This is a genomic window from Williamsia maris (genome assembly GCF_024171815.1).
In the GTDB taxonomy this organism is placed as follows: domain Bacteria; phylum Actinomycetota; class Actinomycetes; order Mycobacteriales; family Mycobacteriaceae; genus Williamsia_A; species Williamsia_A maris.
The window spans coordinates 176,836-200,109 of sequence record NZ_JAMTCJ010000001.1 but is presented as its reverse complement, the minus strand read 5'-3'; the positions used below and the strand labels follow the sequence as shown (position 1 = coordinate 200,109).

Annotated in this window: 18 protein-coding genes and 1 riboswitch; of the genes, 11 read left to right on the top strand and 7 right to left on the bottom strand. The window is 69.1% G+C overall.

Annotated features, from left to right (window positions below):
- Positions 1 to 7 precede the first annotated feature (7 nt).
- From LX13_RS00895 to LX13_RS00885, 3 genes are all read left to right on the top strand, one after another.
- Positions 8 to 973 carry an NAD(P)/FAD-dependent oxidoreductase gene (locus LX13_RS00895; protein WP_253659445.1) on the top strand — a complete coding sequence of 322 codons (966 nt, stop codon included), beginning with the start codon at positions 8 to 10 and terminating at the stop codon, positions 971 to 973.
- 268 nt (positions 974 to 1,241) lie between these two features.
- Positions 1,242 to 1,937 (top strand): DnaE2-dependent mutagenesis accessory factor ImuA', encoded by a 696-nt coding sequence (gene imuA' / locus LX13_RS00890; protein WP_253659444.1) that lies wholly within the window; start codon positions 1,242 to 1,244, stop codon positions 1,935 to 1,937.
- A gap of 13 nt (positions 1,938 to 1,950) precedes the next feature.
- A complete protein-coding gene (locus LX13_RS00885; protein ID WP_253659443.1) occupies positions 1,951 to 3,525 on the top strand; it encodes a DNA polymerase Y family protein in 1,575 nt (524 codons plus the stop codon).
- A gap of 7 nt (positions 3,526 to 3,532) precedes the next feature.
- Here the strand turns inward: LX13_RS00885 and LX13_RS00880 are convergent, their stop codons facing one another.
- From LX13_RS00880 to LX13_RS00865, 4 genes are all read right to left on the bottom strand, one after another.
- Positions 3,533 to 4,819 carry a serpin family protein gene (locus LX13_RS00880; RefSeq protein ID WP_253659442.1) on the bottom strand — a complete coding sequence of 429 codons (1,287 nt, stop codon included), beginning with the start codon at positions 4,817 to 4,819 and terminating at the stop codon, positions 3,533 to 3,535.
- A 35-nt stretch (positions 4,820 to 4,854) separates the two neighbouring features.
- The gene (locus tag LX13_RS00875; protein WP_253659441.1) at positions 4,855 to 5,937 is read right to left on the bottom strand and encodes an alanine racemase; all 1,083 of its coding nucleotides are present in this window, start codon (positions 5,935 to 5,937) and stop codon (positions 4,855 to 4,857) included.
- Positions 5,934 to 8,060, bottom strand: coding sequence for an SDR family oxidoreductase (locus LX13_RS00870; protein ID WP_253659440.1), 2,127 nt, complete (start codon positions 8,058 to 8,060; stop codon positions 5,934 to 5,936). The genes LX13_RS00875 and LX13_RS00870 overlap by 4 nt, the downstream gene beginning before the upstream one ends.
- An 82-nt stretch (positions 8,061 to 8,142) precedes the next feature.
- Positions 8,143 to 9,123 carry an arsenic resistance protein gene (locus LX13_RS00865; protein ID WP_253659439.1) on the bottom strand — a complete coding sequence of 327 codons (981 nt, stop codon included), beginning with the start codon at positions 9,121 to 9,123 and terminating at the stop codon, positions 8,143 to 8,145.
- 64 nt (positions 9,124 to 9,187) lie between these two features.
- On the opposite strand from LX13_RS00865, the gene LX13_RS00860 reads away from it, so the two are divergent.
- Both LX13_RS00860 and LX13_RS00855 read left to right on the top strand, forming a co-directional pair.
- Positions 9,188 to 12,487, top strand: a complete 3,300-nt coding sequence (locus LX13_RS00860; protein WP_253659438.1) for an error-prone DNA polymerase — start codon at positions 9,188 to 9,190, stop codon at positions 12,485 to 12,487.
- A 220-nt stretch (positions 12,488 to 12,707) separates the two neighbouring features.
- On the top strand, positions 12,708 to 13,994 hold the full coding sequence (locus LX13_RS00855; protein ID WP_253659437.1) for a reverse transcriptase family protein: 1,287 nt from the start codon (positions 12,708 to 12,710) through the stop codon (positions 13,992 to 13,994).
- Between the two features lie 40 nt (positions 13,995 to 14,034).
- Here LX13_RS00855 and LX13_RS00850 read toward each other — a convergent pair whose 3' ends face one another.
- The gene (locus LX13_RS00850; protein WP_253659436.1) at positions 14,035 to 14,499 is read right to left on the bottom strand and encodes a tRNA (cytidine(34)-2'-O)-methyltransferase; all 465 of its coding nucleotides are present in this window, start codon (positions 14,497 to 14,499) and stop codon (positions 14,035 to 14,037) included.
- Positions 14,500 to 14,579: 80 nt separating this feature from the next.
- Here LX13_RS00850 and LX13_RS00845 point away from each other — a divergent pair, with 80 nt between their 5' ends.
- The 5 genes from LX13_RS00845 (at position 14,580) to LX13_RS00825 (ending at position 18,747) form a co-directional block, all read left to right on the top strand.
- Positions 14,580 to 15,368, top strand: coding sequence for a rhomboid-like protein (locus LX13_RS00845; protein WP_253659435.1), 789 nt, complete (start codon positions 14,580 to 14,582; stop codon positions 15,366 to 15,368).
- Positions 15,365 to 15,955, top strand: a complete 591-nt coding sequence (locus LX13_RS23360; protein WP_253659434.1) for a pentapeptide repeat-containing protein — start codon at positions 15,365 to 15,367, stop codon at positions 15,953 to 15,955. Before LX13_RS00845 ends, LX13_RS23360 begins: the two co-directional genes overlap by 4 nt.
- Positions 15,956 to 15,981: 26 nt before the next feature.
- On the top strand, positions 15,982 to 16,854 hold the full coding sequence (locus LX13_RS00835; RefSeq protein WP_253659433.1) for a bifunctional methylenetetrahydrofolate dehydrogenase/methenyltetrahydrofolate cyclohydrolase: 873 nt from the start codon (positions 15,982 to 15,984) through the stop codon (positions 16,852 to 16,854).
- Positions 16,851 to 17,192 carry a DUF3017 domain-containing protein gene (locus LX13_RS00830; RefSeq protein WP_253659432.1) on the top strand — a complete coding sequence of 114 codons (342 nt, stop codon included), beginning with the start codon at positions 16,851 to 16,853 and terminating at the stop codon, positions 17,190 to 17,192. The genes LX13_RS00835 and LX13_RS00830 overlap by 4 nt, the downstream gene beginning before the upstream one ends.
- Positions 17,193 to 17,301: 109 nt before the next feature.
- Positions 17,302 to 18,747 (top strand): Hsp70 family protein, encoded by a 1,446-nt coding sequence (locus LX13_RS00825; protein WP_253659431.1) that lies wholly within the window; start codon positions 17,302 to 17,304, stop codon positions 18,745 to 18,747.
- A gap of 25 nt (positions 18,748 to 18,772) precedes the next feature.
- Here LX13_RS00825 and metX read toward each other — a convergent pair whose 3' ends face one another.
- Entirely contained in the window at positions 18,773 to 19,903 is a 1,131-nt protein-coding gene (gene metX / locus LX13_RS00820; RefSeq protein ID WP_253659430.1) for a homoserine O-acetyltransferase MetX, read from the bottom strand.
- A 29-nt stretch (positions 19,904 to 19,932) separates the two neighbouring features.
- Entirely contained in the window at positions 19,933 to 21,270 is a 1,338-nt protein-coding gene (locus LX13_RS00815) for a bifunctional o-acetylhomoserine/o-acetylserine sulfhydrylase (RefSeq protein WP_253659429.1), read from the bottom strand.
- A gap of 60 nt (positions 21,271 to 21,330) precedes the next feature.
- Positions 21,331 to 21,459, bottom strand: a riboswitch (SAM riboswitch).
- A gap of 293 nt (positions 21,460 to 21,752) precedes the next feature.
- Between LX13_RS00815 and LX13_RS00810 the strand changes: the two genes are divergently transcribed.
- Entirely contained in the window at positions 21,753 to 23,207 is a 1,455-nt protein-coding gene (locus tag LX13_RS00810; protein ID WP_253659428.1) for a PE-PPE domain-containing protein, read from the top strand.
- The last annotated feature ends 67 nt before the right edge of the window (positions 23,208 to 23,274 follow it).

Below are 23,274 nucleotides of genomic sequence, written 5' to 3'. Positions count from 1 at the left end.
GAGATCGATGGACGAGATGATGGACGTGGCCGTGATCGGCGGCGGTGCGGCAGGGCTCGCAGCAGCGGTGACGGTGGGGCGTCAACGACGATCGGTGGTCGTCGTCGACGCCGGGTCGCCGCGCAATCTGCCCGCCGACGGGGTGCACAATTTCCTGACGCGCGAGGGGATCTCGCCCACGGAACTGGTGACGACCGGCCGCGCGGAGGTCGAGCTCTACGGCGGTCGGGTGATCAGGGGCACCGCGTCACGCGTCGACGGCGGGGTCGGGGACTTCACCGTGACGCTCGACGACGGGGGCACCGTGCGTGCGCGTCGTCTGGTCGTCACGACCGGTGTCGCCGACGAGCTCCCCGACATCGCCGGGCTGTCGCAGCGATGGGGTCGTGACGTTCTGCACTGCCCGTTCTGTCACGGCTGGGAGGTGCGCGATCGGGCCATCGTCATCATCGCGACGAGTGCGATGTCGGCGCATCAGGCGCACATGTTCCGGCAGTTGAGTGCCGACGTGACCATCGCGCGGCACACGGCGCCGGAGTTCGGCGGCGAGCAACTCGAGGCGCTCACCGCCCGCGACATCGGTGTCGTCGACGGCCTCGTCACCGAGGTGGTCGTGCGCGACGATCGGATCGTCGGGATCAGGCTCGCCTCCGGGGTCGAGGTGGCGTGCGACGCGGTGGTCGTCGCTAGCACCGGGCGGGTCGGCGGTGCGGTGGTGGAGTCGTTGGGGCTGACGGTCGAGGAGGTGCGGGTGGGCGATCACCTGATGGCGACCGTGATCGCGACCGATCCGATGGGCGCGACCGGGGTCGCGGGGGTGTGGGCGGCCGGCAACGTCGCCGACGCGCGCGCGACCGTGGTCGCATCGGCCGCGGCCGGGGTGAACGTCGCGATGGCCGTGCACGCGAGTCTCATGGAGGACGACATCGCCGAGGCGGTCGCGGCGCGGCGTGCGATGACCCCCGTCGGGTAGCGCGGGGGTGCGGACCGCCTCGTCAGCGGCTCGCGATTGACGGTTGTCGGACCCCGGACCTACGATCAGAATCGAAAACATGTTCGAACTGTCGTGAGTGTTCGCACCTTCCCTGTGCACACCTTCCACGCGGCCCTGAGTCGGTTGAGGAAGTGCCATGTCGCCTGTGAGCGTTGGGAAAATTGATACCGGAGAGACGGTAGAGGACACTGTTGCGCTGCTGCGCGCACGATTGGCGGCGGCGTCGACGGGACGTACGAAATCGGTTGTGCCGCAGAATCAGCAGACGGTCACGGTGTCGGCGTCGGAGCAGCGCGCGCGGGAGTTGCTGCCGATCCCGGAGGTCCTCGCGGAGCTGTTGCCCGGTGGTGGTCTCGCCCGCGGCTCGGTGGTCTCGGTCGACGGCGCACGGTCGATGTTGCTGTCGATGATCGCCGCCATCACGGCCGCGGGCGGCTACGTCGCGGTGATCGGTCAGCCGCATCTGAGCCTGCACGCCGCGGCCGAGATGGGGGCCGATCTGTCCCGCATCGCGACCGTCGACGGAGCGCCCGGATTCGATCCCGTGGAGGCGGCCGCGGTGTTGCTCGACGGCCTGGATCTGGTGGTCGTCGGACTCGGCGGTGTCTCGGTCCCGCCGTCGCGATCGCGGGCGGTGATGGCCCGGGCGCGGGCGAAGGGGGCCGCCCTGGTGGTCACCGACGGACGGTGGTCCGGCGTGCAGGCGTCGCTGACCGCACAGGTCGCCGACTACCGGCACCTGCCGTTCCGCCATCTCGGGCACGGTCGCATCGCGGGGATGTCGCTGTCGGTCGAGGCGCGCGGACGGGGTACGCGAGGCAGGCATGCCCGCGTCGACGTGGTGCACCTCGACGACCGCGTGCAACTGGTCGCGGCCGGTTCGGCGGCCGCCCCGGTGAATTCTCCTGCGGTGGCGCCGGTGTCGCTGTCGGTGGCGAACTGATGGGGGCCCACTGATGGCCGGGCGGCGCACCCTCGCGGTGTGGTGTCCGGACTGGCCCGCGGTGGCCGCCGCGGCCGACGCCGACATGTCCCCGGACCAGCCGGTGGCGGTGATCTCGGCCAACCGGGTGGTCACCTGTTCGGCGACCGCCCGCGCGATGGGCGTCCGACGCGGGATGCGCAAGCGAGAGTCGCAGGCCCGGTGTCCGAGCCTGCATGTGGTGACCGTCGACGCCGGCCGTGACGGGCGGTACTTCGACCCGGTGGTCGCGGCGGTGGCCGAGGTGATCCCGACGGTCGAGGTGTTGCGGCCGGGGTTGATGGTGTTGCCCGCAGCCGGCGCGGCCCGGTACTTCGACGGCGAGGAGGTGGCCGCCGAGAAGCTGATCGACGTGATCTCCGCCTGCGGGGTGGAATCGCAGACGGGGATCGCCGACGAACTGTTCACCAGCGTCGCCGCCGCCCGTCACGGACAGATCGTCCCGACCGGCTCCGACGCGGAGTTCCTTGCCGACCTGCCGATCTCGGAACTCGGTGCGGAGCCGAGTCTGTCCGCCGCCGACCGCGATCAGTTGATCGATCTGCTGTGGCGGCTCGGGGTGCGCACCATGGGTGCGTTCGCGCAGTTGGCGTCGAGTGATGTCGCTACGCGTTTCGGATCCGACGCCGTGGTGGCCCATCGTGCCGCCCGTGGGATGCCGGGCCGAGCGCCCTCGGGTCGTCTGTCGGCGACCGATGTCGTCATCTCCCATGAGTGCGATCCGCCGATCGACCGGGTCGATGCGGCCGCGTTCGTGGGGCGACGGTTGGCCGACGAGTTGCATCGGGCACTGATGGCGGCCGCGGTGGCCTGCACCCGACTCACCGTGCACGCGACGACCACCGGTGGGCAGCAGTCCTCGCGCACGTGGCGCTGTGCCGAGCCGTTGACCCCGGAGGCCACCGCCGACCGCATCCGCTGGCAACTCGACGGATGGCTCAGCGGCAAGGCCGGGGACCGTCCTGATTCCCCCATCGTGTCGTTGCGCCTGGAACCGGTCGAGCTGGTGGATTCCGGTGCACTGCAGTTCGGTTTCCGCGGCGCGGGCATCCCCGGCGGGGACGGCGAGGTGGCCGACCGGGCCCGACGCGCACTGGTCCGGGTGCAGGGACTGCTCGGTGGCGAGGCGGTACGGGTGCCGGTGCGCAGTGGTGGTCGGGGTACGTCCGAGCGGATCACCCTGGTCCCGCTGGGTGACGAACTGACCCCGCGTTCCGACCCTGATGCGCCATGGCCGGGTCGGGTTCCCGAGCCGGCCCCGTCGGTGTTGCTCAGCGCCCCGGTGCGGGTGTGCGACATGTACGACGAGCCGGTGCAGGTCACCCGGCGCGGGGTGTTCAGCGCCGAGCCGACCACGGTGATCTGGGGATCGCGTACCTGGGAGCTGCGGTGGTGGGCCGGTCCGTGGCCCGCCGACGAGCGCTGGTGGGCCAGTCCCTCCGAGCAGGTGGGAACACACGCGAGAGCCCAGGTCCTGCTGGATGATTCGCGCGCACTGCTGCTGCGGTACCAGCAGCAGAACTGGACCGTCGAGGGGGTCTACGAATGAGTCGGGATCAGTTGGCCGTCGGGTTCGCCACCACACCGAGGAACAGCGGCAGCGAGGTCGAGGTGTCGACGATCTGGTACACGAACGGGCGGTCGGCGTCGAAGGTCTCGGGCTGCTCCGGGGGAAGGCCGGTCGTCGTCATCGCGACCTGTGTGACCGCGGCGGCGACCGTGCCCTTCTCGCCGACGGTGATCGTCGCCGACTGCGCGGCACCGGAGACGAACACGTCCTCACCGATCGCGCTCAGATCGGCGTCGGAGGTGAACATCCGTCGAGCGCCGAGACCCTCGAGCACCGGCGCCAGATCGACCGTCTGCTCGATCTTCCAGCGGGGCATGGTCACCGACACCTCGGCGGGCCGGGCCCGCTTCAGGCCGTCCGACACCGCGCCGAGTACCGCGCCGGAGAGCGTGGAGCCCACCGAAGCGCCGACGTCGGGCAGCACCACCTGCATGGCCAGACCACCACCGCCGTAGGGGAGTTCGAGCGCAGTCCACCCAGCCCCGCGGGCGAGTCGGAAGTCGTCGGTCTGCGACATCATCGCCGTGGGGACCGTCCGACCCGGGCCGGTGGTGAACGTGCCGTCGTCGATGGTCTGAGTGAACGGTCGGTCCCAGGCGGCCCCGAGATACACCGTGCTCAGCAGGCTGAACACGGTCTCCGGATCCGGCGGCACCGGCGCCTGGGTGATCTGACCGCCGGTGTTGACCGCGATCCATTCGTTGATCGCGTTGGCGGCCTGCGGGGTCCGGAAGTCGATGGGGTAGACGCCGGTGTCGAAGAACGAGCTGAGGTCGGTGAGATACTGCCTGCCCAGGGAGGAGGACTTCTGTACGAAGGCGCCGGTGCCCTGCCGGTAGACCGGTGGGGTGGGCGGGTTGTCCTCGTCGACAGTGCCGGGGTCGCCTCCGATCACGTCGAGTTGCCCGAGCAAGGCGGCCAGGGCCTTCGGTCGGTAGGGGCCGAGGGCCCGGTCCAGCTCGTCGGCGGTCGTCCCGTCGGCACCCGCCCGGACCATGCCGAGCGCGGTCATCGCACTCCACGGCGACACCACCCGGTTGGTGCCGCCGGTGTCAGGCTCCGCCTGCGCGAGGGCGACACCGAGATCCCGCGTCGCCGTGACCACCTCGGCCGATTCTGCACGGACCTGGTCTATGCCGATCTGTTGAAATGTCACGCTGGGCGCCTTACTGAGCTGTGCGGTGGTCGGGGGCGCCGGATCGGTGGCACACCCGCTGAACAGCAGCACGCCAGCGACGCCCACCGACAGGCCGAGTCGGCGACGAGAGGACATGCCCACAGTGTGCCCGACCCCGATCGGTGCCTTGATCAGGTGTTGGCACCCCGCGCCATGACCGACCACCGGTCGACGACCGCACCGCCCGCCGTCACCACCAGGTCGTCGACGAGATTGACGGTGATGCAGACGTGGTTCGGGGCCACCCGCAGCACCGAACCGAGTTCGGGGACCACGGTGTCGGTGACCACGGTCGCGTGATGCTCCGACAGCGCCACCACGCGCGCATCAGGGTGATCGAGCAGGAGTCCGAACCCGCTCACCCACTCGGGTCGCTCGGTCCCGAGTATCTTGCTGCCACAGTCGAGCACGAACCGTCCCGGCTCGCGATGCACCACGGTCGCCATCACCATCAGCGAGACATCGGTGATGCCGGCTCGCCCCAACGCGACCTGCTGGGCGTCGTTGAAGGGGTAGACGCCGGGGCGCACCTCGGTGAGGACGCCTGCGTCGGCGAACTCCACCGTGGGGGTCGATCCACCGCTGCGGACCACAGGGTCGACCCCCACCGACGTCACCGCGTCCGCGGCGGTCGAGAGCGCTGCGGACTCCTGATGGGCGGTCTCCTCGCGATGGCCGGGCCGATAGCCGTGGCCAGGGAACGTGAAGACCCCCACCACCCGTAGACCGACCGAGAGGGCCCGTGCCGCAACCGAACCCGCCCGCGTCGGGTCGCATCCGGTGCGGTGCTGACCGCTGTCGACCTCCACCAGGACCTCCACGGCGTCCCGCGCATCGCCGAGTGCGTGCGCCATCGACTCTGCACCGGCTGCGGAATCGACGGCCAGACGCAGTGCTGTCCGCTCGGACAGTTCGCGCAACCGCGCGCCCTTGTTCTCGGTGAGCCAGAGCGGATAGGCGATGAACAGGTCGTCGATCCCCGATCGGGCGAATGCCTCGGCCTCGCCGATCGTCGCGACGGTCAGTCCGACAGCTCCCGCGGCCACCTGGCGTCGAGCGATCTGCGCGCACTTGTGGGTCTTGCCGTGCGGGCGCACCGCCATGCCTGATCCGGCGGTCTGCGCGGCGAGCGCGGCGATGTTGGCGTCGAGCACGTCGGCGTCGACTGCCACGTACGGGGTGTCCGGTGTGTCGCCGGAGAACGCGTCGGTCACCAGTGCACCCCGGGAACCAGGTTGAGCGAACGGCGGACGACCCGACGCGCACCGCTGTCGACCACCGCGGACTTCACCGGATGGGCCACGGCCTGCGCACGGTCGCGCACGCCGTGCACGATCGACATCGTCGGCGACACCGGTGCCGACGACGCAGCGGTGGTGCCGTCGGCGGGCACCACATCGGTCGGCTCGGTCTTTCCCTGTGCCGCAGTCGATTCACCGAACAGCAGAAAACCCTGGTGTTGCAGTCGAGCGGTCACACCGGGCAGGAGGAACTGGCCGACCTGCGCCAGCGTGCCCAATGGCGTGTCGATGCGTTTGGGCTTCTCCACGATGCCGCGGACCACGATCGCGGCGGCCTTCTCGGCCGTCAGCGCCAGGGCCTTGTCGTAGGAGTCGGTGGGTGCGATCATCCGGGTCCTGGTCAGCGGCATGTGGATGTTGGTGAACGTGACGTGATCGGACAGCGTCTCCGCCGCGGTGATGTCGCTGAACGCCTCCAGCGCAGATTTCGACGCGACGTAGGCGGCAAAACGCGGGCCGCGCGCCTGCACGCCGATGCTCGACACGTTGACGATGTGGCCGGTGCGCCGACCGGTCATGTGCGGGAGCAACGCCAGCACCATCTCCACCGCACCGAAGTAGTTGACCGCCATGGTCCGGTGGTAGTCGTGCGAGCGGTCGGTGGCGTTGATCGTGGCCCGTCGGATGGACCGTCCGGCGTTGTTGACCAGGACGTCGACGTGATCGTGCTCGGTCAGGATGGTCTTCACGGTCACCGCCACGGCCTCGGGATCGGTGATGTCGCAGACGTAGGCGTGTACCGACCCGGTCGGCACGTCGGTGTCGGACGGCGCGGTGCGCAGGGCGGAACCGATGTCGCGCACCGCGGCGTCGAGGTCGTCCTGTTTGCGGGCGAGGACGAACACCGTGGCGCCTTTGCGCGCACAGATACGGGCGGTCTCGAGTCCGATGCCGGCCGATCCGCCGGTGATCAGCACGTGCCTGCCCACCAGCGGACCGCGAGGGTCGGTGCGGGAGAACCGGGTCGGGTCGAGATTCTCGGCCCAGTAATCGAAGAGTCGCGGGCCGTACTCGGCGAGATCGGGCACCGAGACGCCGTACCGATCGAGCACCGGGGTGGTCCTCGCAGTGGTGAACACGGCGGGCAATTCGGTGGTGTCGAGCACTGCGGGTGGGATCTTCTGTTGCAGCGCAACGAGATCGCGCGCGGTCCGGATCACGCCGCGGCTGCTGCCTGCCACCACCGGGGCGACGATGCGTCGGGGGATCACGTCGAGTCCACGGGGGCCGCCGAACGCCGGCGCCACGGCGTTGTACAGATCGGTGATCGACCGCTTGTCCGGGTCGACGAGGTGGTACACCCGACCGGTCTGGTCCGGTCGGTGTCCGAGCAACGCGACGATCGCGTCGGCCACGAAGTCGACCGGCACGACATTGGTGTTCCCGAGAGCGGGCATCGGAACCGTTGCGCGCGAGGGCAATGCACCCAGGCGACGCAGATGGCCGAAGAAGTAGTAGGGACCGTCGATCTTGTCCATCGCGCCGGTCGTGGAGTCGCCGACCACGATCGACGGACGGTAGACGCGCCACCGCAGACCGGATTGTTCGCGGACGACCTTCTCGGCCTCGAACTTGGTGCGGTGATACGGCGTGGGGAAGCGCTGACCGAGATCGAAATCGTCCTCGGTGTACGTGCCGCGGTGATCGCCCGACACCGCGATCGACGAGACGTGATGCAGCATCGCGTCGTGTGTCAGTGCGAAGTCGACGATCCGGGAGGTGCCCTCGACGTTGGCGGCCTGCTGACTGATCGCGTCGGCGGTCATGTCGTAGACGGCTCCGAGGTGCAGCACGTGATCGATGTGGTCGGGGATCGCGGCGTCGTCGGCGATGCCCAGCGCGTCGGCCGTCAGATCGCCGGGCACCAGGTGCAGCCGATCCGCGCCGTCCCACCCGTCGATGATGTCGGAGAAACCCTCGATCGTCCGCGGGCGAACCAGTGCGTACACCGTTGCGTCCGGCTGCGCCGCGAGGAGGCGCGGGAGCACGCGGCGGCCGATGAAACCGGTCGCACCGGTGATGAAGTAGCTGGTCATGGCACATCCTGACGACGTCATGATCGGGACTGACCCGTGTTTGTGTTACGAGAGTAACAGTAACTTTTGTACGGCGACCGGATCAGTCGGCCGGGATCAGGCGGGGGACGAGTCGGACGTAGGCGATCATCCCGATCAACTCGACCAGTGTCTGCGTGACCACCACGACCGGCGCCGGGGCCAGGGCTGACGGCAGGGCCAGCGCGAGCGGTAGCACCACCAGCGAGTTGCGGGTGGCACCGGAGAACACGAGAGCGCGACCGGCGGGGACGTCGAGTCGGGCGACGGCTGCCGCGGCGCGTCCGAGGACGGCCATGACCACCAGGAAGGCGACGAAGACGGTGGCGGCGCCGACGAGGTCGGCCCAGCGCGTACGGACGGCGTCGATCTGCGAGGCGACGACGACGGCCAGCGTCACCATCATGATCGGGACCATCCCCGCCGCCATCGCTTCGGTGACCGCCGTGGCGAACCGATGCCGACGCGCGAGCGCCTGGGTGGTCGCGGCGAGGGCCATCGGTACGACGATCAGGATCACGAAGGCCTCGACGAACGGCGCGATCTCGATCGTGTCCACCACGTCCGCGCCCACGAACAACCAGAGGTAGAGCGGGAGCAGCACGATCTGCAGCAGCATCAGCGCAGGTGCACCGGCGAGGAGTCGCTCGGACGCCGCACCGGCGAGTCCGCTGAAGACGATCACGTAGTCGATGCATGGCGCGCACAGCACGAGGACGGCGCCGACGAGTACGGCCCGATCGTCGGCGACGAACCGCGTGAGCGCGAACACCACGATCGGGACGAGGGCGAAGTTCAGGACCACGGTGCCGACGAGGAAGCGGACGTCGCGCAGAGCGGCGCCGATCCGTGCGAACGGCACGGCCAGGAACGTGGCGTACAGCAGGACGATCAACGCGGGGTTGATCGCGTGTTCGACGGTCGGAGCCGCGCCCGGGGCGGCCAGGCCGAGCGCGGCACCCACGGCCAGGGCCAGCAGATAGAACGAGATCTGGAACCGCTCGAGGGTGGCGACGACCCCGCGTCCGGGCCACGGGGCATGCATGGGCAACAGACTAAACCGGGCCGAACCGGGTCGAATATGTGTTCGAATCCCGCTACCATCGGGTGTGGGTTGGAACGAGGGCCCGCCCACCTGGGCGGAGATGGAGCGGGTGCTGTCCGGGCGCCCGAACAACGGTGGGCGGCCGGGCGAGACGTTCCCCGGCGACGGTGGCGACAGCCCCGCCTGGTCCCGGAAGCGTGACCCGTTCCAGGCCGACGACAGCGCGCGGGGGCGGAGCACGACGCGCTACGCCGAACTGCATGCGCACACCTCCTACAGCTTCCTCGACGGCGCCAGCTCGCCCGAGGAGATGGTCACCGAGGCGCACCGACTCGGACTCGAGGCGCTCGCCGTCACCGATCACGACGGTTTCTACGGTGTGGTCCGGTTCGCCGAGGCCGCCCGCGAGTGGCGACTGCCGACGGTGTTCGGCGCCGAACTGTCGATGCAGCACGACGCGGCACGTACCGGCGTCAACGACCCGGAGGGCAGTCATCTGCTCGTGCTGGCCAGGGGGCAGGACGGGTACCGGCGGCTGTCGCGGCAGATGGCCGCCGCACACATGGCGGCCGGTGAGAAAGGTCTGCTGCGCTACGACATGGACGAGTTGGCCACCGCCGCCGACGGGTCGTGGCTCATCCTCACCGGGTGCCGCAAGGGGACTGTGCGCCAGGCCCTGGCCACCCGGGGGCCCGAGGCGGCCGCACACGAACTGCGGCTGCTGGTCGATCGATTCGGCCGTGACAACGTCGCCGTCGAACTCACCACCCAGTCCATGCCGACCGACGACGAACGCAACGCCGCCCTCGCCGAACTGGCTGCGGCACACGGTCTCGTCACCGTCGCCACCACCGGTGCCCACTTCGCGGGCCCCGACCGCCGCCGACTCGCGATGGCCATGGCCGCGGTGCGCGCCAGGGCGAGTCTCGACGAGATCGCCGGATGGCTCGGTCCGGTGGGCGGTGCCCACCTGCGCAGCGGCGACGAGATGGCGCGGTTGCTGGCCGCCCACCCCGAGGCCATCGACAACTCGGCGCAGATCGGTCGCGACTGCGCCTTCGAGTTGCGCCTGATCGCACCGGAACTCCCGCCGTTCGATGTCCCGAACGGGCACACCGAGAAATCGTGGCTACGCCATCTCACGATGGCAGGCGCCGCGAACCGCTACGGGCCGCCGACGTCGAACCCGAAGGCGTACAGGCAGATCGAACACGAGCTCGCGGTCATCAACTCGCTGAACTTCCCCGGGTACTTCCTGGTCGTCCACGACATCGTCGACTTCTGCAAACGCTCCGACATCCTGTGTCAGGGCCGGGGGAGTGCCGCGAACTCCGCGGTCTGTTACGCGCTCGGGGTCACCAACGTCGACCCGGTGCGCAACAGTCTGCTGTTCGAGCGCTTCCTGTCCCCCGAGCGGGACGGTCCGCCCGACATCGACGTCGACATCGAGTCCGATCGGCGCGAGGAGGCCATCCAGCACGTGTACGCCAGGTATGGCCGTGAGTACAGCGCGCAGGTCGCCAACGTCATCACCTACCGCGGGCGGTCGTCGGTGCGGGACATGGCTCGCGCACTGGGCTATTCGATCGGCCAGCAGGACGCGTGGAGCAAGCAGGTCAGCCGGTGGGGGCGCACCGTCGACGAGGAGGAGAACCCGGAGCACGAAGTCCCTGACGACGTCATGGACCTGGCCGGGCAGATCGCGGGCATGCCGCGACATCTCGGGATCCATTCCGGGGGGATGGTCATCTGTGATCGCCCCATCGCCGACGTGTGTCCGACCGAGTGGGCCCGGATGGCCGGCCGCAGCGTGTTGCAGTGGGACAAGGACGACTGTGCCGCAATCGGTCTGGTGAAGTTCGATCTGCTCGGGCTCGGCATGCTCTCGGCGCTGCATTACGCCATCGACCTCGTCGCCGAGCACAAGGACATCCACGTCGACCTCGCCCGGATCGACCTCGCGGAGACCGCGGTGTACGACATGCTCTGCGCCGCCGACTCGGTCGGTGTCTTCCAGGTGGAGTCGCGCGCGCAGATGGCGACGCTGCCGAGGCTCAAGCCGAGACGGTTCTACGACCTGGTGGTGGAGGTGGCGCTGATTCGCCCCGGTCCCATCCAGGGCGGGTCGGTGCACCCCTACATCCGCCGTCGCAACGGGCTCGAGGTCACCAGTTACGAGCACCCGTCGATGAAGACCGCGCTGGAGCGCACGCTGGGTGTGCCGCTGTTCCAGGAGCAGCTGATGCAGTTGGCCGTCGACGTCGCAGGCTTCGACGCGGCCGAGGCCGATCAGCTGCGTCGCGCGATGGGGTCGAAGCGCTCGCCGGAGAAGATGCAACTCCTCAAGGAGCGGTTCTATGCCGGTATGGAGCAGACCCACGGCATCGTCGGCGACGTGGCCGACCGCGTCTTCGAGAAGATGGCCGCCTTCGCCAACTTCGGTTTCCCCGAGAGTCATTCGCAGAGTTTCGCCGCGCTGGTCTTCTACTCGTCGTGGTTCAAGCTGCACCACCCCGCGGCGTTCTGCGCGGCGCTGCTACGGGCGCAGCCGATGGGGTTCTATTCGCCGCAGTCGCTGGTGGCCGACGCCCGCCGACACGGTGTCCGCGTGCACGGTCCCGACATCAACCTCTCCCTGGCCCACGCGAACCTGGAGAACGACGGGCTCGACGTCCGGATGGCGCTCGGTTCGGTCCGACACATCGGCGACGAGGTCGCACAACTCGTCGTCGACCGCCGGGTGGCCGACGGTCCGTACCGCAGCCCGGCCGACCTCGCTCGCCGCGCCGAGCTGAGCGAACGCCAGCTCGAGGCGCTCGCCACCGCAGGCGCATTCGACTGCTTCGGCGGAACCCGTCGACAGGCGCTGTGGGACGCGGGTGCGGCGTCGTTGGAGCGGGCCGATCATCTGGCGTTGCAGGCGTCGGGTGTGGCGCCGACGCTGCCCGGCATGACCGACGTCGAACTCGCCGCGGCCGATGCGTGGGCCACCGGCGTGACGCCGACGGTCTACCCGACGCAGTTCCTGCGACCTCGGCTGTCGGCGATGGGCGTCGTCCCGGCCGACGGGTTGCTGTCGGTGCGCGACGGATCCCGGGTGCTCGTCGCGGGCGCCGTCACCCACCGTCAACGACCGGCCACCGCCTCGGGGGTCACGTTCATCAACCTCGAGGACGAGACCGGCATGGTCAATGTCGTCTGTTCGGTCGGATTGTGGAAGCGGTATCGCAAGCTCGCCCAGAGCGCGACGGCCCTGATGATCCGCGGAACGGTGCAGAACGCCGAGGGTGCGGTCACCGTCGTGGCCGAACATCTGCAACGGCTCGACCTCAAGGTCGGTACCCGATCCCGCGACTGGCAGTGATCGTCCGTGGCACCATCGTGGGCGATGGACGGCGGGCGAGGTGAGAGTGGGTCGTCACGACCCGTCTCAGGGGTAACCCCTGGGTACACCGCACAGTTGGTCCCTGCGTCCGACGCCGGACGGCACGCTGCGCGTGCTTCGCGGCGCCGCTTCACGAGTTGCTGGTCACCTCGCCCGCGGTCCATCGCCACTTCGTCGTCGATCGTGCCCGGGTTCGCGCGTGGATGAGCCGGAGTTCTCGATAGAGGAGGCCGCTGAGATCGCCTCGTACGTCGACGCCCATCTCACCGGATGGACCTGGCCGGAAATGCAGCGCGCCCTCATCGGTGCCGGTGTGAGGGCGGAGCTCGCCGACTCGGTGGGGCAACGATTGTTCGGCGTCGAAACCGATGACGCCAATGAGCATGACATCGAGAGCCGAATCGTCGCAGCGTTGCGTGATTGGACGGTCGCGCCTCCGGTCGTCGAGCCGCCGCCGCCTACCGTCCTCGTGCTCGCCGAACCCGCATCGACCGGTCGGGTCCCCGAGGACCTGCCCGACATCTACGACGTGGAACAGCTCGCGCACTGGCTGAACTTCACGGTCCGCGAGCTCGAATGGTTCGCCGACCGCGGCCGATGGTTGCGTCAGGCGCGAGAACCGTTGCGGCACTATCGCGTGTTCCGCGTCGAGAAGCGGGACGGGTTCCGGATCATCGAGGCCCCGAAGCCTCGCATGCGCGAGACCCAGCGTCGACTGCTGCGTCGTCTGATCGAGCGGATCCCGGCGCATCCGGCCGCTCGCGGATTCGTACGTGGATCGTCGACGGCCGCGTTCGCGTGGCCGCACACCGATCGTCCGGTGGTGCTCCGAGTCGATCTGCGGCACTGCTTCGAGTCGATCGACGCCCGACGGGTCCGACGCGTGTTCTCCGGAGTGGGGTATTCGTCGGCGATTGCCCGGATCCTCACCGAACTCTGCACCACCGCGACTCCGCCCGATGCGTTACGCGGTCTCGACCCGATCCACGCCGGCCTCCTGCGCGAGCGCCATCTCCCGCAGGGTGCGCCGACGTCGCCGCACCTCGCGAATTTGGTTCTGCGCGGTCTGGATCGGCGCCTGGCCGGGTTCGCGACGCGCAACGACCTGCGATACACCCGCTACGGTGACGACCTCGCGCTCTCCGGCGACCGGATGGACGCCGATCGGGTGTTGTGGACCGTGCTGCGCGTCGTCGCCGACGAGGGTTTCACCGTGCACCCGGCCAAGACGCGGATCATGTACGCACACCAGCAACAGCGTCTCGCGGGTCTTGTCGTCAACGATCGCCCGCAGGTGTCGCGCGCCGATCACGACGCACTGCGGGCGTTGCTGCACAATGCGATCCGAACCGGCGGGGCCGCCCAGAACCGCGACGGACACGCCGATTTCCGGGCCCACGTCTACGGGAAGATCGCCTGGATCGGTGCCACGAGCCCGGCCCGGCGAGACAAACTGCTCGACATGGCATCCCGCGTCGTCTGGTGATCCGCGGGCCGGGTGTGCCGCCGCGGCCCGGACACGCGCGTCAGACGGCGCCGTCGAAACCGTTCTGACGCCAGGCCTCGTACATGACGATGCTCGCGGCGTTGGCGAGGTTCAGTGACCGGCGGCCGGCCAACATGGGGATACGCAGCCGCTCGGTGACGTGCGGATCGGCGAGCACCTCGGCCGACAACCCGGTGGGCTCTGGTCCGAACAGCAACACGTCGCCGGGTCGGTACTGCACCTCGGTGTGGAACTTCTCTGCGTGGGCGGTGAACGCGTAGACCCGCTCGGGGGCCAGCGCCGCCCAGGCGGCCGCGAGATCGGCGTGGACGGTCACCGACGCCATCTCGTGGTAGTCCAGGCCCGCGCGCTTCACCTTCGCCTCGGTCAGGTCGAACCCCATGGGTTCGACCAGATGGAGCTCGCAGCCGGTGTTGGCCGCCAACCGGATCGCGTTGCCCGTATTGGGCGGTATGCGGGGCTCATGGAACAAAAGTCGGAACACAGGCGTCTACATTGCCTGACCACCCGTCATCCCCGGGTGCTCAGGGGAGGGATCGGCCGATCCCGGGAGGTGCGACGATCATGACCGGTGTCCCGCGCGCAGGCGCGTCCGCCACGTGGCGCTACGTGCGCTCCGCCCCGGGCACCTTCATCTGGTTGGCCGTCCTGTTCGTCACCACGGTCATCGCGCACCGCGTCGGTCACGACCAGCTCACCGACATCCTGCAGAACCGCTCCACCAACCTGCGGCACCTGATGCACGATCCGCTGCCGAGCCTGTTCCGGAGCGCCTTCTGGATCGACGGCAACGGCTGGTTCGTCTACGTGCTGCCCTACGTACTGATCCACGCCACCATCGAACGGTGGCTCGGCACCGTGCGTTGGCTGGCGGTCGTGGTCATCGCGCACGTCGGCGCGACCTACATCAGCCAGTCGGTCCTGCTGTGGGCGATCAACACCGGTCACGCACCGCAGAGCGATCTCAACGTCATCGACATCGGCGTCAGCTACGGACTCGCAGGCGTGGCGGGGATCCTGGTCTACCGACTCCGCGGACCCTGGCGGTACGGCTACCTGGTGGCACTTCTCGTGGTCGCGGCCAGCCCGGTCGTCTGGCCGCTGCTCAACGGCAGCCACGGCACCTTCACCGACATCGGGCACCTCTGCGCCGTCCTCATCGGCCTGCTCTGCTACCCGTTGACCCGCGTGGGCCGGACGACGCCGCTGCGCGTCGAGCTGCCCCCGGTGTCCGCGCACATCGTCGAGCGCACCGTCACGGAGGCGAGCCTGCCGCCGGTCTCGCCGCACCTGCTCGAGCGGACACTGTCGGTCGAGTCGGTGTCGTCGCCGCGTGATGCACTGGGGACGTGACCGACCACATCGACGAATCGTTCGACGAAGCCGACCTGAGCGAACGACAGTTCACACACGACACCTTCGAGAACTGCACCTTCCGTGACGCCGATCTCCGGGAACTGAGCACCGACACCGTCGTGTTCACCGACTGCGACTTCTCCGGCGCCAACCTGGCCGACTCACGGCACCGACAGAGCGCGTTCCGCAACTGCACGTTCCGACGCAGTCCGATGCCCTCCGCGGTCTTCTCCGACTGCAGCCTGATGGGTTCGATGATCTCCGAGTCGCTCCTGCGGGCGGTGACCATGACCGACTGCGACCTCACGCTCGTGTCACTGGGTGGTCTGAAGATCCACAAGGCGACATTGCGGGGCTCTCGCCTGCGTGAGGTCAACCTGTCGGGGACGAGCCTCGTCGACGCCGATCTGACCGATGTCGACCTGTCCGGGGCCCGCGCGGTCGGGGCCACGGTGACCGGCTCGGACCTGCGGGGCGCGCGCGTCGAGGCGACGTTCTGGCTGCAGGCGACGGTCACCGAGACCACCGTCGATCCGGCGCACGCCGTCGATTTCGCCGTGGCGCACGGGCTGAGGTTGGGCTGAACGGCGCGGTCGGGGACACTGGTCGGGTGACTGCGACTGCACTCGACGGCAAGGCCACCCGCGACGAGATCTTCGTCGACCTGACCGAACGGGTGCGCGTACTCGGCGAGGCGGGCATCACGCCCGGCCTCGGCACGGTCCTGGTGGGCGACGACCCGGGATCGCAGGCCTATGTGCGCGGCAAGCACGCCGACTGCGCCAAGGTCGGCATCGCCTCGCTCCGACGCGACCTGCCCGCTGACACCACCACCGAGCAGCTCAACGCCGTCATCGACGAGCTGAACGCCGATCCCGCGTGTACCGGCTACATCGTCCAGTTGCCGCTGCCCCCGCAGCTCGACGACAACGCCGCACTCGAGCGCATCGCCCCGGAGAAGGACGCAGACGGTCTGCACCCGATCAACCTGGGTCGCCTGGTCCTGGGGACCGAGTCGACGCTGCCGTGTACCCCGCGCGGCGTGGTCCACCTGCTCCGCCGCTACGACGTCCCCATCGCCGGCGCCCGCGTCGTGGTGGTCGGTCGTGGCGTCACCATCGGTCGTCCCATCGGCCTCCTGCTGACCCGGCGCAGCGAGAACGCCACGGTCACGTTGTGCCACACCGGAACCGCCGACCTCGCCGCGGAGGTCTCGCGCGCCGACATCGTCATCGCGGCCGCCGGTGTCCCACACCTGATCACCGCCGACATGGTGAAGCCCGGCGCCGCGGTGCTCGACGTCGGTGTGAGCCGCACCGACGCCGGACTCGTCGGCGACGTCGCCCCCGACGTGTGGGAGATCGCCGGGCACGTCTCGCCGAACCCGGGCGGGGTCGGGCCGCTGACCCGCGCGTTCCTGCTCGTCAACGTGGTCGAGCGCGCCGAGAAGCAGATGGCGGCAGACCGGGCGCAGGCACGATGACCGCGGACCGCCGCTCCGACACCGACCGACGGGATGCCGCGGTTTCGTTCGGTCGGGCGCGGCGCGTCCGCGCGATCGTGGTGCAGATCCCGTTCGTCATCGTCCTGATCTTCGTCGGGGTCGCCGTGGTGTTCCTGCTGCTCGATCGCTGGCGACGCGGTGCGTTCGTCTTCGGTGCCGGAGCGGTCCTGGCCGCCCTGCTGCGCGCGGTCCTGCCCACGTCACGCGTGGGATTGCTGCAGGTCCGCAGCCGCGTGTTCGACGTCGGGGCGATGGCCGCGGCGGGCGCGGCGATCCTGTGGCTGGCCACCTCGATCGACCCCCTGGGGACCGACTGAGGCACTCGTCACGGCAAAACATGTGGTGCTCGCCGTGACCAAACTGTTACCGTTGAGACATATGACTTCCGGTCCTGGTACCACTCTTGGCGTCTCTGCCGGTAACGGCATGATCCACTGTGCCCTCGTCACGGTGGACGACGCGGGGCAGCGGTCGGTCGATTCGCGTGTCATCGATGTCGACCCCACCGACCGCCTCGATCGCGCGGGACGGGTCAACTCCGGCATCGACCTGATGCTCGACCGCGCACGCAGCAATGACACCACGGTGGGATCGATCGGAGTGGCGTGCCGCACCACGGCGCAAGGTCGCGAGATCGCCTCCCGTGGCACCGGCCCGCGTCGCCAGATCCACCTCGTGGGTGATGCCGAGTCGGTGGCACGTGCACTCGCCGAATCCGGTGAGATAGCAGCACATCCCGAGGTCGTCGTCGTCGACTGCGGCGACAGCGGTGTGACGATGTTCCGCCTCGACACCGCGACCGGTGCCATCGCCGACATCACGCGATCGACCGCCATCTCCGGATTCGCGCTCGACGCCGCACTGGCCGATCAGGTCACCGCTCGGACGAGTCCGATGACCTCCCGGGCCGGCTGGGCCGCACTCGTGTCGGGTTGTCGCACGGCCAAAGAGGATCTCTCGGTCGAGGATTCGACCACCTTCGGGGTCGCGGGGGTCGATCGCGAGATGTCGGTGGCGATGCTCGGGGCGGCGATCGCCACGATGGCCGGGGCGTTGGTCGCCGAGCTGACCGAGTTCGTCGACGGTTCGTCGGTACCCGTCGTCCTCGTCGGTGGCCTCGCGAACATCCCTGCGCTGCACGACATCGTCGACCGCGAGAACCCGACCGAGGTGATCCGGCCGCGGTCGCCGGAACTGTTGTGCGCCATCGGCGCCGCACTGCTGGCCGGGTCGGGCACCACGGCCCCACTCCGACTGGCGTTCATCGGCGGTCGCCGCCACCGGGACTGGCTCTCCGCGGTCCCACTGGCCATCGTCGGGGCCCTGCTCGCGGGCACGATGCTGACCGTCTACGCCGTTGGCGCCGCCCTCACCGGCAACTCGTCGCCGGAGGTGTTCACCCCGACCGGGCCTGCGTCCTCGGTGGTGAGCGAGCCGACCGTCGACGCTGCCTCGGCGACCGCCACCTCGGCGACGTCGATCTCGCCCGCCCGATCGGTCGCCCCGGCGATACCCGAGGTGTCGTCGACGGCCGCTCCGCAGACCACGACCGAGGAAGCGCCGGTGGAGACCATCGCGCCTCCATCGTCGCGGGTGCCCAACCGCCCCGGTTGGGCGACAACGGAACTGCCGACGATCACGCCCTCGTCGCAGGTCCCGACGTCCACGATCACACCCGAGAGTTCGGCCCCGACCACCGGCTCACCACTCGCTCCGGGCTCCCCGTCGGGCTCGACGAGCCCCTACTCGGGGTCGGTCACCCCGCCGCCGGGAGAGGCGCCGACGCGCACGCTGACGCCGTACCCGAATCCGTTGAATCCTGCCCCGAATCGCTCCGTACGAACAGCACCGACCACCGCGCCGGTCGGCTGACGCCGCACGCATCGGGTCGATGCGATCAGCGGCGCGCGAGTTCCAGGGTGCGCTTGAGGAGATCGGCGATGGCGTCGAACTCGGTCAGGAACCCGTCGTGTCCGTTGTCGGAGTGCACGATCTGCAGTCCACCGACGCAACCGGGCATGAGCTCGGCCAGCTCGGCCTGGGTACGTAACGGGTAGAGCCGGTCGGAGGTGATACCGCCGATGACCACCGGCACATGGCAGCCCTGCAGGGCCGCCCGGGTACCGCCGCGGTTGCGTCCGACGTCGTGGTGGTTGAGCACCTCGCTGAGCACCACGTAGCTGCCCGCATCGAACCGGGCGACGAGCTTGTCGGCCTGGTGCTCGAGGTAACTCTGCACCGCGTACCGTCCTCCGGTCAACGGATCCTCCTCGCCCTGTGGCTGATTGGCGAAGCGGCTGTCGAGTTCGGGTTCGGAACGGTAATACATGTGCGCGATCCGGCGTGCGATGCCGAGGCCGGCGGTGGGTCGGTCCGGTGTGGCGTGGTAATCGCCACCGCGCCAGTGCGGATCGGCCTTGATGGCGGCGATCTGCGTTGTCTGCGTACCGATCTGGTCGGCGGTCGCCCGTGGGCCGACGGCCAGGATCAATGCGCTGCGCACGCGGTCGGGAAAGCCGATGACCCACTCGAGGGATCGGGCTCCGCCCATCGAACCACCGAGAACCGCTGCCACCGAGTCGATCCCGAGCGCATCCATGAGGGCGACCTCGGCCCGGACCTGGTCCAGCACGGTGATGTTCGGGAAGCGCGACCCCCAGATGTTGCCGTCGGAGTCGGGGGAGGAGGGGCCGGTGGATCCGTTGCACCCGCCGAGAACGTTCGCCGAGATGACGCACCACTCGTCGGTGTCGACCGCGCAGCCGGGTCCGATCAGGCCGTCCCACCAACCGGGGGACAGTTGACCGGGACCGGCCGGGCCGGTCACGTGGCTGTCGCCGGTGAGCGCGTGCAGGGTGAGCACGACGTTGTCGCGGTCGGGCGAGAGTCGACCCCACCGCTGGAACGCCAGGGTGACGTCGTCGATCCGGTCGCCGTTGTCGAGCGAGATCGGACCCACGGACACGCCGGTGAGCTGACCGTCCGGGAGGGTCTCCCAGTCGGATGACGTCTCAGAGGGTGCGGACACCGCGCGTGTCCGTGGATCGATGCTCACAGTTACTCGGCTGCTCCGAATCCTGTCTCCAGATCGGCGATGATGTCGTCGATCCCCTCGATACCCACCGCCAGGCGCACCAGCCCGGGGGCCACACCCGCGGCGAGCTGCTCCTCCGGGGTCAGCTGCGAGTGGGTGGTCGAGGCCGGGTGGATGACCAGCGAGCGCACGTCACCGATGTTGGCGACATGGCTGTGGAGCGTCAGGGCGTCGACGAATCGCTTGCCCGCGTCGACGCCACCGACGATCTCGAACGCCACGATCGCGCCCTGACCCTTGGGGGCGAGCTGCTGACCGCGCTCGTACCACCGCGACGACTGCAGGCCGGCGTAGGCCACCGCCTCGACCTGGGCATGCCCCTCGAGGAACTGCGCGACCTTCTGTGCGTTCTCGACGTGCCGCTCGATCCGCAGGCTCAGGGTCTCGAGGCCCTGCGAGATCAGGAACGCGTTGAACGGCGAGATCGCCGCACCGGTGTCACGCAACCACTGCACACGGGCCTTGAGCGCGAAGGCCGGAGCGCCGAGGTCGGCGAACACCGCGCCGTGGTAGCTCGCGTCGGGAGTGGTGAACCCCGGGAACAGGTCGACACCGTCGCGCTGACCCCGCCAATCGAACGTGCCGCCGTCGACGATGACGCCGCCGACCGCGGTGCCGTGGCCCCCGAGGTACTTCGTCGCGGAGTGCACGACGATGTCGGCGCCGTGCTTGAGCGGCTGGATCAGGAAAGGAGTGGCGACGGTGTTGTCGACGATGAGCGGGATCCCGTTCTCGTGCGCGACACCCGAGATGCCGGGGAGGTCGAGGATCTCGTTGTTGGGGTTCGAGATCGTCTCACCGAAGAATGCCCGAGTGTTCGGCTTGACCGCCGCGCGCCAGGAGTCGAGGTCCTCCGGGTCGTCGACGAAGGTGACCTCGATGCCCAGCTTCGGCAGCGTGTAATGAAAGAGGTTGTAGGTGCCGCCGTAGAGCCGCGGGCTGGACACGAGGTGTCCGCCGGTCTCGACGATGTTGAGGATCGAGTAGGTCTCCGCGGCCTGACCGGACGCCACGAGCAGCGCCGCGACGCCGCCCTCGAGAGCGGCGATGCGCTGTTCGACGGCATCCTGCGTCGGGTTCATGATGCGGGTGTAGATGTTGCCCGGCTCGGCGAGTCCGAAGAGGTCGGCGGCGTGCTGGGTGTCGCGGAACGTGTACGAGGTGGTCTGGTAGATCGGCAGTGCGCGTGCCGAGGTGGCCGCGTCTGCGGTCTGGCCGGCATGGATCTGCTTGGTCTCGAAGGACCAGTTCAGGGTGGGATCCTCGGGCTCGAGGGTGCCGTCGTACGGGAGGTCAGACATCTGAAAGGAGCTCTCTTTCGGTCGGCCGGGCAACAGTGCCCGATGTGGGTCCGACCTTCGGACCCGCGCTTGCCGTGGCCCCACCGCGTGCGGTGGGCGTCCACAACCCGGTCAATCACCCGGAGCACCCCACCGCGGTTGGAGGGTTGCCGATCAGCTAGCCGGGGCTTGTCGCTGACACTCATGACCTGGCGTCAAGGATATAACACCGGGAATTCACGGACGGAAGGCTCTGACGCACCCCGATCGCAACCGCCCGCTGCCTTGCATTCCAACGGTCGAGGAGGTCGGTGCGGAGGGGGTCGCCACGACCTCGCGTCGAGTGGAGAAGAATGTTAGCGAAAATACATTCAATGCTTTCATGTGTGTATTGTTCGCGCTGATTGTTCGCGCGTTCGAACGATTTCACACAATGGCGCGAGGCCATATTCTCGGGAATCACGGGTGCTCGTACCCGGCACCGTAGGAAAGTGGTTTCCGTAGTGAGAATCCTGCAGGCTCGACTCGCGCTCGCCGTTCTGTCTGTGTCGATACCGGCCGTGTTGGTGCTGTTCCAGGCGGATGTGGCGTCCGCAGCGGATACCCAGCACTCCACCTGCCCGACGTCGGGAAAAGTGTTCATCGTCGACGGAACAAATGATGACCCGTCGAATTACCACACCAGGGAGATAGCCGGGCGCTACCCCGGTTACGACGTCGAGCACGTGAATTACCCCGCGACGGTGTGGCCATTGGGCGCGACCTCCTATGCGGCGAGCGCGGCCGCCGGCCGCACAGCCGTGCACGACGGTGTGGTCAGCTACCGGGCCACTTCCGGGTGCGCAGAGAGCCCGGTCGTCATCGTGGGTTACTCGCAGGGCGCGGCCATCGCCGGCGATGAACTGCACGCGCTCGCCACCGACCCGCACTCATCGGTCGCAACCCGCGACAGCCAGGGTGCACCGATCGTGTCCGGTGAGCTGTACTCCGATCCGCGGCGGACCGGCGATGCACGAGGGCGCGGAGTCGAGTTGTCGATGATCGGCGTCATTCCGGGCCTCGGTATGCGCGGACCGCGAGGACCCGGAGGATACGGAGACATCCCCGTACTCGACGTGTGTGTCGACGGGGACCCCATCTGCGATCTACCCGACCCGCTGCACGATCCACTCGGTGCCATCGACGCCCTGCTCGGGTTCGGGACCAAGCATTTCGAGTACGGCCAGTACATGGCGGACCCCACGGCTCTCGGACACGGTGCCATGCCCACCGGATCGGTCCTGATGGCGAGGCCGACGGCCTTGTCGATCCTGCTCGCCGGCGTCGGGGTGCATGCCCTCGACGGCGTACCCACCTTCTACATTCCGCTCGGGTACCCCGAACTGGCGCGGTTTGCACCGGTGGTCGCGTTCTTCCAGGCCAGGGGGCTGCAATACCCGGACCTGGGCCACGGGGCGACGCTCCCCGATCTCCTGACGATCGGTACCGCGCTCCGGGGCGACCCGGCATCGCAGGCGCGGTTGCTCGTCTCCCTTCGTGGGATCGCCCGGTTCCCGGTCCGGTTCGTCGCCGACTGGACCGCGGTCGTCCGGGACCGCGTCGTCGGCGATGTGCCCGCCACCGCACCCGTTCAGGGTCCCGCCGCGAACGCTGACCCCCCGACGACGCCCATGCCGCCTGAGGTGACCTCGAACGTCGACCCGAGCCCGGCGACCCCGCGCCCGACGACCCCGCCCCCGAGCAGCACCCCTACCGGTCCTCTGCGTACAGCCGTGCAGCACCGGCTCGGTGAGGTCCTCACGAGGTTCCGGCCGTCTCCCGCCCCGTCGAGCTCGGCGAAGCCGTCGCCGTCGAGCGCGACCCCCGACCGCACGACGAACACGCCGTCGCCCACCTCCCACCCGGACCAGTCGTCGACCACTCACGACTCCGACACCGGCGCCGCTGCCGCATCCTGAACCGGGCCGGGTGTGAAGCAACTCACCCGCCTCTACGGAATCTTTCTCACACGGTCGGCCGTTGAGG

Excerpts from the sequence above, each read along its gene's own strand:
- LX13_RS00895 (WP_253659445.1), top strand. The coding sequence starts at position 8 with ATGGACGAGATGATGGACGTGGCCGTGATCGGCGGCGGTGCGGCAGGG.
- LX13_RS00885 (WP_253659443.1), top strand. The coding sequence starts at position 1,951 with ATGGCCGGGCGGCGCACCCTCGCGGTGTGGTGTCCGGACTGGCCCGCG.
- LX13_RS00880 (WP_253659442.1), bottom strand. The coding sequence starts at position 4,819 with ATGTCCTCTCGTCGCCGACTCGGCCTGTCGGTGGGCGTCGCTGGCGTG.
- LX13_RS00870 (WP_253659440.1), bottom strand. The coding sequence starts at position 8,060 with ATGACCAGCTACTTCATCACCGGTGCGACCGGTTTCATCGGCCGCCGC.
- LX13_RS00865 (WP_253659439.1), bottom strand. The coding sequence starts at position 9,123 with ATGCATGCCCCGTGGCCCGGACGCGGGGTCGTCGCCACCCTCGAGCGG.
- LX13_RS00845 (WP_253659435.1), top strand. The coding sequence starts at position 14,580 with ATGACCGGTGTCCCGCGCGCAGGCGCGTCCGCCACGTGGCGCTACGTG.
- LX13_RS00830 (WP_253659432.1), top strand. The coding sequence starts at position 16,851 with ATGACCGCGGACCGCCGCTCCGACACCGACCGACGGGATGCCGCGGTT.
- LX13_RS00825 (WP_253659431.1), top strand. The coding sequence starts at position 17,302 with ATGATCCACTGTGCCCTCGTCACGGTGGACGACGCGGGGCAGCGGTCG.
- LX13_RS00815 (WP_253659429.1), bottom strand. The coding sequence starts at position 21,270 with ATGTCTGACCTCCCGTACGACGGCACCCTCGAGCCCGAGGATCCCACC.